13 protein-coding genes are annotated in these 12,010 nt (G+C 72.1%); 12 read left to right on the plus strand and 1 reads right to left on the minus strand.

Features of this window, described 5'->3' with window-relative positions; translation table 11 throughout:
• Nucleotides 1-238: 238 nt before the first annotated feature.
• The 12 genes from LV78_RS09495 to mutM all read left to right on the plus strand — a co-directional run bounded on the left by LV78_RS09495 (nucleotide 239) and on the right by mutM (nucleotide 11,105).
• Nucleotides 239-3,616 (plus strand): pyruvate carboxylase, encoded by a 3,378-nt coding sequence (locus tag LV78_RS09495; RefSeq protein ID WP_253844478.1) that lies wholly within the window; start codon nucleotides 239-241, stop codon nucleotides 3,614-3,616.
• A 239-nt stretch (nucleotides 3,617-3,855) separates the two neighbouring features.
• Nucleotides 3,856-4,590 (plus strand): DddA-like double-stranded DNA deaminase toxin, encoded by a 735-nt coding sequence (locus LV78_RS09500; RefSeq protein WP_253844480.1) that lies wholly within the window; start codon nucleotides 3,856-3,858, stop codon nucleotides 4,588-4,590.
• Complete coding sequence (locus tag LV78_RS09505; RefSeq protein ID WP_308208690.1) at nucleotides 4,575-5,018, plus strand: Imm1 family immunity protein; 444 nt, start codon at nucleotides 4,575-4,577, stop codon at nucleotides 5,016-5,018. Before LV78_RS09500 ends, LV78_RS09505 begins: the two co-directional genes overlap by 16 nt.
• A gap of 61 nt (nucleotides 5,019-5,079) precedes the next feature.
• Nucleotides 5,080-6,162 carry an MBL fold metallo-hydrolase gene (locus LV78_RS09510; protein WP_253844482.1) on the plus strand — a complete coding sequence of 361 codons (1,083 nt, stop codon included), beginning with the start codon at nucleotides 5,080-5,082 and terminating at the stop codon, nucleotides 6,160-6,162.
• An 85-nt stretch (nucleotides 6,163-6,247) separates the two neighbouring features.
• Entirely contained in the window at nucleotides 6,248-6,814 is a 567-nt protein-coding gene (gene rsmD / locus LV78_RS09515) for a 16S rRNA (guanine(966)-N(2))-methyltransferase RsmD (RefSeq protein ID WP_253844483.1), read from the plus strand.
• A 52-nt stretch (nucleotides 6,815-6,866) separates the two neighbouring features.
• Complete coding sequence (gene coaD / locus LV78_RS09520) at nucleotides 6,867-7,349, plus strand: pantetheine-phosphate adenylyltransferase (RefSeq protein ID WP_015804661.1); 483 nt, start codon at nucleotides 6,867-6,869, stop codon at nucleotides 7,347-7,349.
• A gap of 160 nt (nucleotides 7,350-7,509) precedes the next feature.
• The gene (locus LV78_RS09525; RefSeq protein WP_253844485.1) at nucleotides 7,510-8,226 is read left to right on the plus strand and encodes a DivIVA domain-containing protein; all 717 of its coding nucleotides are present in this window, start codon (nucleotides 7,510-7,512) and stop codon (nucleotides 8,224-8,226) included.
• 131 nt (nucleotides 8,227-8,357) lie between these two features.
• Entirely contained in the window at nucleotides 8,358-8,945 is a 588-nt protein-coding gene (locus LV78_RS09530; protein ID WP_253844914.1) for a YceD family protein, read from the plus strand.
• A gap of 2 nt (nucleotides 8,946-8,947) precedes the next feature.
• Nucleotides 8,948-9,130 carry a 50S ribosomal protein L32 gene (gene rpmF / locus LV78_RS09535; protein ID WP_015804658.1) on the plus strand — a complete coding sequence of 61 codons (183 nt, stop codon included), beginning with the start codon at nucleotides 8,948-8,950 and terminating at the stop codon, nucleotides 9,128-9,130.
• 27 nt (nucleotides 9,131-9,157) lie between these two features.
• Nucleotides 9,158-9,961: a ribonuclease III gene (gene rnc / locus LV78_RS09540; protein ID WP_015804657.1), complete on the plus strand. Its 804-nt coding sequence runs from the start codon at nucleotides 9,158-9,160 to the stop codon at nucleotides 9,959-9,961.
• Between the two features lie 7 nt (nucleotides 9,962-9,968).
• A complete protein-coding gene (locus LV78_RS09545) occupies nucleotides 9,969-10,220 on the plus strand; it encodes a hypothetical protein (RefSeq protein ID WP_253844487.1) in 252 nt (83 codons plus the stop codon).
• A 9-nt stretch (nucleotides 10,221-10,229) separates the two neighbouring features.
• Nucleotides 10,230-11,105, plus strand: a complete 876-nt coding sequence (mutM, locus tag LV78_RS09550; protein WP_253844488.1) for a bifunctional DNA-formamidopyrimidine glycosylase/DNA-(apurinic or apyrimidinic site) lyase — start codon at nucleotides 10,230-10,232, stop codon at nucleotides 11,103-11,105.
• Between the two features lie 328 nt (nucleotides 11,106-11,433).
• Here mutM and LV78_RS09555 read toward each other — a convergent pair whose 3' ends face one another.
• A complete protein-coding gene (locus LV78_RS09555; RefSeq protein WP_015804654.1) occupies nucleotides 11,434-11,862 on the minus strand; it encodes a MarR family winged helix-turn-helix transcriptional regulator in 429 nt (142 codons plus the stop codon).
• Nucleotides 11,863-12,010: the final 148 nt, after the last annotated feature.

The following is a 12,010-nucleotide window of genomic DNA, read 5'->3' on the forward strand; positions in this document are numbered from 1 at the left end:
TTGTCACCCGATGTAGCTAACGGCACGTGATCTTTTCGTGATCGAGCGTTATAAGGCGATCACCGCGCGTCCGGACAGCGGGTGCGGGGGTCCCTCGCAGGGGGGAGGATCACCGCAGGTCGGGCTCGTGTCGAGACATGTGGGAATGATGTCCGTCACGTGAGATGGATCTCCCGATTGGCGGGACGCGCACGGTAGCGTGCCTTGATTGCCATCGAGTGACCGGGAGGAACGCAGAATGTTCCGCAAGGTACTTGTCGCCAACCGCGGCGAGATCGCCATCCGGGCGTTCCGCGCCGCTTACGAGCTGGGCGCGGGCACGGTCGCGGTCTTCCCCCACGAGGACCGCAACTCCCTGCACCGGCTGAAGGCGGACGAGTCCTACGAGATCGGCGAGCCCGGCCACCCGGTGCGGGCGTACCTGTCCGTGGCCGAGGTCATCAAGGCCGCGCGCAAGGCGGGCGCCGACGCCGTGTACCCCGGTTACGGCTTCCTCTCCGAGAACCCCGGCCTGGCCAAGGCCTGCGCCGAAGCGGGGATCACCTTCGTGGGTCCCCCCACCGAGGTGCTGGAGCTGACCGGCAACAAGGCCACCGCCATCGCCGCCGCCCGCGCCGCCGGGCTGCCCGTGCTCAAGTCCAGCGAGCCGTCCGGCGACGTCGACGCGCTGCTCGCGGCGGCCGAGGACATCGGGTTCCCGGTGTTCGTCAAGGCCGTCGCCGGTGGTGGCGGGCGCGGGATGCGCCGCGTGGAGGACCCGGCCGCGCTGCGCGAGGCCGTCGAGGCGGCGTCCCGCGAGGCCGAGTCCGCCTTCGGCGACCCGACGGTGTTCCTGGAGCAGGCCGTCGTGGAGCCCAGGCACATCGAGGTGCAGATCCTCGCGGACGGGCAGGGCGGCGTGATCCACCTGTTCGAGCGCGACTGCTCGGTGCAGCGGCGCCACCAGAAGGTCATCGAGATCGCGCCCGCCCCGAACCTCTCGCCGGAGCTGCGCGAGCGGATCTGCGGCGACGCGGTCAAGTTCGCCAAGCACATCGGGTACCGGAACGCGGGCACGGTCGAGTTCCTGCTCGACCCGCACGGCAACTACGTGTTCATCGAGATGAACCCGCGCATCCAGGTCGAGCACACGGTCACCGAGGAGGTCACCGACGTCGACCTCGTGCAGTCCCAGATGCGCATCGCCTCCGGCGAGACCCTCGCCGACCTGGGCCTGAGCCAGGACACCGTGCAGCTGCGCGGCGCCGCGCTCCAGTGCCGCATCACCACCGAGGACCCCGCCAACGGGTTCCGCCCGGACACCGGCATGATCAGCGCCTACCGCTCGCCCGGCGGCTCCGGCGTCCGCCTGGACGGCGGCACCACCGGCGTCGGCACCGCGATCAGCGCCCACTTCGACTCGATGCTGGTGAAGCTGACCTGCCGGGGCCGCACGTTCTCCGCCGCCGTCGCCCGCGCCCGGCGCGCGGTCGCCGAGTTCCGCATCCGGGGCGTGTCCACGAACATCCCGTTCCTCCAGGCGGTGCTCGACGACCCGGACTTCTACGAGGGCCGCGTCACCACCTCGTTCATCGAGAAGCGCCCGCACCTGCTGACCGCGCGCTCCTCAGCCGACCGGGGAACCCGCCTGCTCACGTACCTGGCCGACGTGACGGTGAACAAGCCGAACGGCGCCCGGCCGTCCGCCGTGGACCCGAGGCTGAAGCTGCCGTCCGCCGACCTGGCCTCCGACCCGGCCCCCGGCAGCAAGCAGCGCCTCGACCAGCTCGGCCCCGAGGGCTTCGCCCAGTGGCTGCGCTCCAGCGAGCGCGTCGGCGTCACCGACACCACGTTCCGCGACGCGCACCAGTCGCTGCTGGCCACCCGCGTGCGCACCAAGGACCTGCTGGCCGTCGCGCCGCACGTCGCGCGCCTGACCCCCGAGCTGCTGTCGCTGGAGGCGTGGGGCGGGGCGACCTACGACGTGGCGCTGCGGTTCCTCGCCGAGGACCCGTGGGAGCGGCTGGCCGCGCTGCGCGAGGCGGTGCCGAACATCGCGCTCCAGATGCTGCTGCGCGGGCGCAACACGGTCGGGTACACGCCGTACCCCGAGGCGGTGACCAGCGCCTTCGTCGAAGAGGCCACGGCCACCGGCATCGACATCTTCCGCATCTTCGACGCGCTGAACGACGTCGAGCAGATGCGGCCCGCGATCGAGGCCGTGCGCGCCACCGGCACCGCCGTCGCGGAGGTCGCGCTCTGCTACACCGCCGACCTGTCCAACCCGGACGAGCGGCTCTACACGCTGGACTACTACCTGCGGCTGGCCGAGCAGATCGTGTCGGCGGGCGCGCACGTGCTCGCGGTGAAGGACATGGCCGGGCTGCTCCGCCCGCCCGCCGCCGCGAAGCTCATCACCGCGCTGCGCAGCGAGTTCGACCTGCCCGTCCACCTGCACACGCACGACACCGCCGGTGGCCAGCTCGCGACGTACCTGGCGGCGATCCAGTCCGGGGTGGACGCGGTGGACGGCGCGGCGGCGTCGATGGGCGGCACCACCTCGCAGCCGCCGCTGTCGGCGATCGTGGCGGCGACCGACCACACCCCGCACGCGACCGGCCTCGACCTGGCGGCGGTGTGCGATTTGGAGCCGTACTGGGAGTCGGTGCGGAAGGTGTACGCGCCGTTCGAGTCCGGCATCCCCGGCCCGACGGGGCGGGTGTACAGCCACGAGATCCCCGGTGGTCAGCTGTCGAACCTGCGCACCCAGGCCGTCGCGCTCGGCCTCGGGCAGAAGTTCGAGGAGATCGAGGCGATGTACGCCGCCGCCGACCGGATGCTCGGCAGGCTGGTGAAGGTGACGCCGTCGTCCAAGGTGGTCGGCGACCTCGCGCTGCACCTGGTCGGAGCGGGCGTCAGCCCGGCCGAGTTCGAGGCGGAGCCCGGCAGGTTCGACGTGCCCGGCTCGGTGGTCGGGTTCCTGCACGGCGAGCTGGGCGACCCGCCCGGCGGCTGGCCGGAGCCGTTCCGCAGCAAGGCGCTGAAGGGCAGGACGGCCCCGAAGCCGGTCGCGGAGCTGACCGAGGCCGACCGCAAGGGCCTGGCCGAGGAGCCGCGCGCCACCCTGAACCGCCTGCTGTTCCCGGCCCCCACCAAGGAGTACCTGGCGCACCGGGACGCGTACGGCGACACGAGCGTGCTGAGCAGCAAGGACTTCTTCTACGGCCTGAGGCCGGGCGAGGAGTACCCGGTCGACCTGGAGCCGGGCGTGCGGCTGCTGATCCGCCTCGAGGCGATCGGCGAGGCGGACGAGCGCGGAGTCCGCACGGTGATGGCGGTGCTGAACGGCCAACTCCGCCCGATCCAGGTGCGCGACCGCTCGATCGCCGCGGAGGTCCCGGCGGCGGAGAAGGCGGACCGGGGCAACCCGAACCACGTGGCGGCGCCGTTCTCCGGGGTGGTGCAGCCGTCGGTCGCGGAGGGCGACGCGGTCGACGCGGGGCAGACCATCGCGACGATCGAGGCGATGAAGATGGAGGCCGCGATCACCGCGCCGAAGGCGGGGCGCGTGGCGCGGCTGGCGGTGGGGAACGTGCAGCAGGTCGAAGGTGGGGATCTGCTGGTGGTGTTGGAGTAGTCGCCGGGGTTTTGCGGGGGCGGGCGTCCGGTCGGGCGCCCGCCTTCTGCTTTTTCGGGGGCGGGGGTTGAACGCGCTCTGCTTGGCGCTGTTGGTGTGCGGGAGCTCCTGATCGAACGGGAGGTTCGCCGTGCAGGTTGTGCGCGGGGTGGGGGTGATTCCGGACTGTTCGCAGCTTCGGGTGAAGGTTGTTGGTCCGGGGCCGTCGGACTGGGATCGTGCCTGGTGGGGGAGGTGCGATGGGGTCCTTGGAAGCGGTTGCCGACGAGCTGGAGTCGGTGTGCGACCGGGCTGCGGAGTGCCGGACGGCGCTGCTGTCGGCGGTCGACGGGGTGCAGCGGGCTCGGGAGTGGTTGGAGCGGATCTCCGCCGGGTCCAACGACCCCGAGTGGGCCGGGCTCCTCGCCTGCCTGGCCGAGGTGGAGCGCGGGATCGACGAGGTCTCCCTCGCCCTCTCCGACGGCGTCGGGCTGGTGCTCGACGTGGTCGCCAACCTGATCGGGGGTGGGGCCGGGGACAGGGGCGGGAACGGCCACGCGGCCGACGAGCCTGCCGCTCCGCCCGACCGGATCGAGGAGTTGCGCCGCGAGCTGCCACCACCCGTGACGCCCCGGATGGGGCAGAAGACCCACGGGCGGTGGTTCGGGCCGGACGGGAAGGTCCGCTCGGCGATCAGCGGCAAGGACGAGGGGTTCGCCCTGGTGCTGCGCACGGTTCGCGAAATGGGGATGACCAGGGGTTTCCCGCTGCGTGCGGCCGACGTGGAGATGAAAACCGCTGCGCACATGAGAGCCAGCGGGATCACGAGCGCGACGCTGGTCATCAATCACGTCCCCTGCGACGACGGTATGTTCAGCTGTGATCGGATGGTGCCGGTCCTCCTGCCCGCAGGCAGCACGCTGACCGTCTTCGGCGCGAGTGGTTTCCGCAGGACCTACCACGGAGGAGAGCAGTTGCCGTGCCCCACGCCCTGAAGATCTACACCCGCCCCGACCACGGCAAGGAACCGCTGTTCCTGCACACCCCGGACGAGGTCAGGGCCTGGTTCGCCGCGTGGCGGGACGCCTCCCCGGCGGGCAGCGTCGACCTGGCCACCTTCTACCTGGCCGGTGACGACTGGGGGCCCGAGCTGAACGCGGGCCTCGACGGCGACAAGGGCGTGCTGCACCACTCCGGCGACGACGGCACCTCCTACGGCTTCCACTCCCGCGACCCCGGCGGCAGCAACCCCGACGAGGTCGTCTACTACTTCTTCACCGCCGACACCCCCTTCCCGCCCCACTCCGAGATCCCCGTCGCCGCCGTCGAGTCCGCCGTCCTGGAGTTCATGTCCACCGGCCTCCGCCCCACCTGCGTCCACTGGCAGGCCTGGATCCCCGGCACCGGCCACGTCCCCGTGTGACCTCCCGCCCACCCCCGCGAAAACGGGGAACTCTCCGCCCCGACCCGCCGTTGGACCGGCCATGAAGAAGGTGACCGGACTCCTGTTCGCGGCGGCCGCCGGGGCGCTGGCCTGGGCCGCGCGCGACGTTCCCGCCGCCATGGGGGGCAGGCCGGACGAGCGCGTCCGCCGGTCTCCCCAGTGGCGCGACGGCAAGTTCCACAACCGCGCCAGCACCAGCACCATGCCGCCCGACGGCGCCACCGAGACCCTCCGCGACTTCGCGTTCGGCGACAAGACCAAGCGCAAGCCCGCGGGCCCCGTGCCGCTCGTGGCGCCGAAGCGGGACGCTCCCGCCGACGGGCTCCACATCACCTGGTACGGCCACGCGTCCTCGCTCGTCGAGATCGACGGGGCCCGCGTCCTGATCGACCCGATCTGGAGCGACCGCTGCTCCCCGTCCCAGGTCGTCGGCCCGCGCCGCCTGCACGCCGTCCCGCACGAGCTCGACGAGCTCGGCCGGATCGACGCCGTCGTCATCTCGCACGACCACTACGACCACCTCGACCTCCCGACGGTCCGCGCGCTCACCCGCGACCACGCCGCCGTGTTCGTCGTCCCGCTCGGCATCGGCGCGCACCTGCGCAGCTGGGACGTCCCCGAGCACCGCATCGTCGAGCTCGACTGGGACGAGTCCCACGAGGTGGCGGGCATCACCCTCACCGCCACCCCGGCCCAGCACTTCTCCGGCCGGGGCCTCACCCGCGACACCACGCTCTGGGCCTCCTGGGTCATCGCGGGCCCCGAGCACCGCGTCTACTACACCGGTGACACCGGCTACTTCGACGGCTACGCGGAGATCGGCGAGAAGCACGGCCCGTTCGACGCCGCGCTCGTCCAGATCGGCGCCTACGGCCCCGGCTGGCCCGACATCCACATGACCCCGGAGCAGGGCGTCGCCGCCCACCGCGACGTCCGGGGCGGCCTGCTGATCCCGGTGCACTGGGCCACCTTCAACCTCGCCCTGCACGACTGGTCCGAGCCGGTGGACCGGGTGTGGCTGGAGGCCAAGGCGCACGACGTGCGCATGGCGGTCCCGAAGCCGGGCGAGCGGATCGACGTCGCCAACCCGCCCGCCGTCGACGGCTGGTGGCAGACCCTCTGATCCTGACGAACCGCTGGAGCTCCGCCGCGTCGTCCCCGCAGGGCCCGGGGGACGGCGCGGCGGAGCCGTTTGGAAAACTCCCCCCGTGACCAGGATCGTCGCGGGCGCGGCGGGCGGACGCCGCCTGCAGGTGCCGCCCAAGGGCACCCGCCCCACCTCCGACCGCGTCCGGGAAGCGCTCTTCAGCTCGCTGGAGACCCTCCTCGACCTGGACGGCGCGCACGTCCTCGACCTCTACGCCGGGTCCGGCGCGCTCGGCTTCGAGGCCCTGTCCAGGGGCGCCGCGACGGCGACCTTCGCCGAGTCCGACCGCCGCGCCGCCGACGTCCTGCGCGCCAACGCCGCGTCCCTGCGGCTGCCCGGCGCGACCGTCCTGCACCGCCCGGCCGAAGCCGTCGTCGCGGCCCCGCCCGAGCGCCCCTGCGACCTCGTCCTCGCCGACCCCCCCTACGCCGTCACGGACGCCCAGCTCAACCGGGTCCTGGCCGACCTGGTCGCGAACGGCTGGACCGCCCCCGGAACCCTCCTGGTGGTCGAACGCGCGTCCCGCAGCCCCGAACCCGTCTGGCCCAGCCCGTTGGAACCGTTGCGCGGCAAGCGATACGGGGACACCGCGCTGCACTGGGCCGAACACCCGCAGGCGCGCGGGTGACGCATCCCACGACGCCCCTGGGCACATCGGCACTGGTGCTACCGTCCCGCCCATGACGCGTGCCGTGTGCCCCGGCTCCTACGACCCGGCCACCAACGGACACCTGGACATCATCGGCAGAGCCGCCGGGCTCTTCGACGAGGTCGTCGTCTCGGTGCTCATCAACAAGAGCAAGAAGACGCTCTTCTCCGTCGAGGAGCGCACCGAGATGCTCCGCGAGGTCACCGCGCAGTGGCCGAACGTGCGCGTCGACTCCTGGCACGGCCTGCTGGTCGACTACTGCCGGGAGAACGACATCCAGGCCATCGTGAAGGGCCTGCGCGCGGTCAGCGACTACGACTACGAGCTGCAGATGGCCCAGATGAACCACCAGCTCACCGGCGTCGAGACGCTGTTCATGCCGACGAACCCCATCTACAGCTTCCTGGCCAGCTCGCTGGTGAAGGACGTCGCGAACTACGGCGGCGACGTCTCCACCCTGCTCCCGCCGAGCATCCTGACCAGGCTCACCCAGCGCCTCGCCGAGCGCCGCTGACGCGCGCTACTGGCGAGCGCCGCTGGCGCGCGCCGCGAGGCTCCGGACCGCCCCTGTGGGCCCGCTCGGGTGCGGACACGCCCGACCGCGCTCCCCCTCGCCCGGTGACGGGCAGGGCACACTAGGTTGAGCACATCGGCAGTGGCGCGAGGAGTGTGACGTGTACCGGGTGTTCGAGGCCCTCGACGAGCTGGTCACGATCGTCGAAGAGGCGCGGGGCGTGCCCATGACCTCGGGGTGCGTCGTCCCCAGGGGCGACGTGCTCGAACTGCTCGACGACGTCCGCGACGCCATCCCGGCGGAGCTGGACGACGCGCAGGACGTGCTCGACCACCGCGACGAGCTGGTGGGCAAGGCGCAGCACGAGGCCGACCAGGCGACCAGCAAGGCCCGCTCCGAGGCGGACCGGATGCTCGCCGAGGCGCAGCACGAGGCCGAGCGGATGCTGTCCGAGGCCAGCGCGCGCGCCGAGCGGATGGTCGGCGAGGCGGAGGAGCAGGCCGAGCGGGCCGTCGCCGCCGGGCGCCAGGAGTACGAGGACCTGGTGGGCCGGGCGCACTCCGAGGCCGACCGCATGGTCCAGGCCGGGCGCGCCAACTACGAGCGCGCGGTCGAGGAGGGCAGGGCGGAGCAGGCCCGCCTGGTCGACCAGACCGAGGTCGTGCAGGCCGCGCACGCCGAGTCCGCGCGCGTCATGGAGGCCGCCCAGGCGGAGGCCGTCCGGCTGCGCGGCGAGTGCGACGCGTACGTCGACGGCAAGCTCGCCGACTTCGAGGACCTGCTCGCGCACACCCTGCGCAGCGTCGGCAAGGGGCGCTCGCACCTGCGCGGCCCGGCCGTCGCCAGCGCGACCGCGCCCTACGACTACCAGGACTAGCCGGGGCAGGCAGCGCCCCCCACCTGGCGATTTCGCCACGGCCCCGGTTGTCCCGTACTCTTGAGCGGTTGGCCGTGGCAGATCGCCCGGCAGCCACCAGCACCACCGAGCTCGATCCACACCGAATCACCATGTCTGAACACCGCCGCGCGCACGCGCGCTCCACAGCAACCGGGCCCTGGGTCATCGACACCAGGGACCTCGGGCGTCGCGCTGGCTCCAGCCGCGCTTACCGCAGGACGGTTCCGGCTGAAGGTCTCGGTCTGCTCGGTGTGATCGCGGTGCCCGAGGGCGGCGAGGTCGAACTCGACCTGCTGCTCGAATCGGTGGTCGAGGGCGTCCTCGTCACGGGCACCGCTTCCACGACGGTGGAGGGGGAGTGCTCGCGCTGCCTCGAACCGCTGTCGTCAGACGTCCAGGTGTCGCTGACGGAGCTGTACGCGTACCCCGACAGCGCCACCGACGAGACCACCGAGGAGGACGAGGTCAGCCGGGTCCACGACGACCTGATCGACCTCGAACCCGTGGTGCGCGACGCACTCGTGCTCGCGCTGCCGCAGGTGCCGCTGTGCTCGCCGGACTGCCTCGGGCTGTGCGTCGACTGCGGCGGCAGGCTGGCAGATCTCGGCCCCGACCACGGGCATGAGACGATTGACCCCCGATGGGCCGCGCTGCATGAGCGGTTCGACGGGAATCGTGACAATCCAGAGGAGAACTAGTCGTGGCCGTCCCGAAGCGGAAGATGTCGCGCTCGAACACGCGCTCGCGCCGCGCTCAGTGGAAGACCGCCGCCGTGCACCTGGTGGCCTGCTCCAACAAGGCCTGCCGCCAGCCGAAGCCCCAGCACGTGGCCTGCCCGACCTGCGGTCAGTACGACGGCCGCCAGGTCGTCCAGCCGGCCTGATCTCCCTGGCGAAGGTAGTACAGCACCATGGGGGGTAGGTCGCCGCGCGGTCGGTCCGTCGACCGCACCCCGCTGCTTGAAGCGCTCGGCGTCCCTCTGGACGCCGAGCTGCTCACGCTCGCCCTGACCCACCGCTCGTACGCGTACGAGAACGGCGGCCTGCCGCCGAACGAGCGGCTGGAGTTCCTGGGCGACGCGGTGCTCGGGCTCGTCGTGACGGACCACCTGTACCGCGCGCACCCCGACCGCCCCGAGGGGCAGTTGGCGAAGCTGCGGGCCAGCGTGGTCAACATGCACGCGCTCGCGGGCGTCGCCCGCGGGCTCGGCGCTGACGGGCTCGGTGGTCACCTGCTGCTCGGGCGTGGCGAGGAGCTGACCGGGGGCAGGGACAAGGCGAGCATTCTCGCCGACGGCCTCGAAGCCGTCATCGGAGCGGTGTACCTGCAGTTCGGGATAGACACCGCGCGCCAGCTGGTCCACCACCTGTTCGACCCGCTGCTCGCCGAGGCACCGCTTCGGGGCGCGGGTCTGGACTGGAAGACCAGCTTGCAGGAGCTGACCGCCTCGTCAGGGCTGGGCGTCCCCGAGTACCGGGTGGACGACCAGGGGCCGGACCACCGCAAGGAGTTCACCGCCACGGTGTACGTCGGTGGCAAGCCCCACGGTTCAGGCGATGGCCGCACCAAGAAGGAAGCCGAGCAGAAGGCGGCCGAGGCCGCTTACCGCGTGCTGTCCGAGAAGGCAGACGACGGCGAGGACGCGGCCGACGGCGCGGAGCAGAACGGCCAGGGCTCGGCGAACCAGCGGACTTCACCCAACCAGGAAGACTGACGCCGACATGTACGCCACGAACGTCCGGAGCAGGCGCGCCCACCACAGCAGCCGCACCTCCCGTCCGCTCAACGCCGCCCGCAGCGGCGGCATCCAGGGCCTCGTCCTCGTGCGCGACACCGCGCAGGCGGGCGGCTGGATGCTGAAGCCGACGAAGCCCCAGGCCGCGGCCTTCGAGCTGCTGGAGGAGCTGGAGCGGGAGACCGCAGCGCGCGGCGAGACCGCGGAGCACGCCGCCGCGGGCACCACCGAGGACTGATCCGCGCACGTGCCCGAGCTGCCCGAAGTCGAAGTCGTCCGCCGAGGGCTGCACGAGCACGTGACCGGCCGCACCGTCGCCTCCGTCGAGGTGCTGCACGCACGAGCGATCCGCCGTCACCTTCCGGGGGCGGCGGATTTCGCCGTTCGGCTGACCGGGCAGCGCATGGAGGCGGCGCGCAGGCGCGGCAAGTACCTGTGGGTGGACCTGTCCGGTGGCGAGGCGGTGCTCGCGCACCTCGGGATGAGCGGGCAGATGCTCGTCCAGCCGGTCGGGGCGCCCGACGAGAAGCACCTGCGGGTCCGGGTCGTGTTCGAGGACGACGGGCCTGAGCTGCGGTTCGTGGACCAGCGGACGTTCGGCGGGCTCGCGCTGGACGAGCTGGTGGAGGTCGAGGGGACCTGGTTGCCCCGGCAGGTCTCGCACATCGCCCGCGACCCGATGGACCCGGAGTTCGACCTCGACGCGGCCGTGCGCGCGCTGCGGGCGCGGAAGACGGACGTGAAGCGGGCGCTGCTCGACCAGACGCTCGTGTCCGGGGTCGGGAACATCTACGCCGACGAGTCGCTGTGGCGGGCCAGGCTGCACGGGCTGCGGCCCACGGCCAAGCTGACCGCCGCCAAGGCCGCCGAGCTGCTCGGGCACGCCTCGCAGGTGATGCTGGAGGCGCTGGGGCAGGGCGGGACGTCGTTCGACGCGCTGTACGTCAACGTGAACGGGCAGTCGGGGTACTTCGACCGGTCGCTCGCGGTGTACGGCCAGGAGGACCGGCCGTGCGCGCGGTGCGGGACGGCGATCGTGCGGGAGCCGTTCATGAACCGGTCCTCGTACTCGTGCCCCCGGTGCCAGCCCCGGCCGAAGGACGCCAAGAGCGCCGCCCGTTAGGGATTTCCGGTTCGCCTGCCGCTGATCCTCGGGCCGTTCCGGTCCGGGAAAGCCTTTTCCGCTTTTCGCCCGTGGTGACCGCGCGCGGTTTTCCGTGCTTTTTCACACCTTTCACTCTTTTGTGTGACGCACGGTCGAGTTAACCCGGATGAGGGACGCCGCCTCCCCGCAGGCGGCCCCACCGTCCCGCGCGCCCCCGTCCCCTCGCGGGGGCGCCTCCTCGCTCAGCCCGGCTGATCCGCCCGTCCCGGTGGGCGCGCCGGTCTCGCGGGCCCCATCGGGCCCGGCGGGCGCGTCCGCCTCGGCGGCCTGGTCGGTCCCGTCGACGTCACCGGTCGGCGAGCCTGCGCAGCAGCGGCGTCACCGCGCGGACCCGGTGCTGCTCCTCCGGCGACAGCGCCGAGAGCCGCTCCGACAGCAGCTCGGCCTCGCCGTGCGCCATCGACAGCACCGTTTCCCGGCCCGCGCCGGTCAGCACCACGATCGTCGCCCTGCCGTCGGCCGGGTCGGCCTCGCGGCGGACGAGCCCGTTCGACTCCAGCCCGGTCACCACGGTCGTCGCGGTCGGTTGCGAGCAGAGGGCGCGCACCGCGATCTCGCCGATGCGCATCGGCCCGTGGTTCGACAGCTCGGCCAGCACCAGCAGCTGGGTGGGCTGGAGCCTGCGCACGGACGCCGACTGCCGCAGGCTCCGCACCAGGCGGTGCACCGCGACCACGAGTTGTAAGGCGTCCTGATTGGTCACACTGGCGGTCATGGAATGCCTCCCCGCGGCTCACCCACGGTGAGCACTTGTCCTAATTCGGTCAGGACATTCGCACTGAAGAAGGACCGATGTCCATAGCTACCAACTATTCACACCCGTATGTACTCGCCCTTATCCGCACCAGTGCGGCGAGACACCC

This window comes from Actinosynnema pretiosum (assembly GCF_024171695.1).
Taxonomy (GTDB): domain Bacteria; phylum Actinomycetota; class Actinomycetes; order Mycobacteriales; family Pseudonocardiaceae; genus Actinosynnema; species Actinosynnema pretiosum.

Excerpts from the sequence above, each read along its gene's own strand:
- LV78_RS09495 (WP_253844478.1), top strand. The coding sequence starts at position 239 with ATGTTCCGCAAGGTACTTGTCGCCAACCGCGGCGAGATCGCCATCCGG.
- LV78_RS09545 (WP_253844487.1), top strand. The coding sequence starts at position 9,969 with ATGTACGCCACGAACGTCCGGAGCAGGCGCGCCCACCACAGCAGCCGC.
- LV78_RS09555 (WP_015804654.1), bottom strand. The coding sequence starts at position 11,862 with ATGACCGCCAGTGTGACCAATCAGGACGCCTTACAACTCGTGGTCGCG.
- rnc (WP_015804657.1), top strand. The coding sequence starts at position 9,158 with ATGGGGGGTAGGTCGCCGCGCGGTCGGTCCGTCGACCGCACCCCGCTG.
- LV78_RS09510 (WP_253844482.1), top strand. The coding sequence starts at position 5,080 with ATGAAGAAGGTGACCGGACTCCTGTTCGCGGCGGCCGCCGGGGCGCTG.
- coaD (WP_015804661.1), top strand. The coding sequence starts at position 6,867 with ATGACGCGTGCCGTGTGCCCCGGCTCCTACGACCCGGCCACCAACGGA.
- LV78_RS09500 (WP_253844480.1), top strand. The coding sequence starts at position 3,856 with ATGGGGTCCTTGGAAGCGGTTGCCGACGAGCTGGAGTCGGTGTGCGAC.
- LV78_RS09530 (WP_253844914.1), top strand. The coding sequence starts at position 8,358 with ATGTCTGAACACCGCCGCGCGCACGCGCGCTCCACAGCAACCGGGCCC.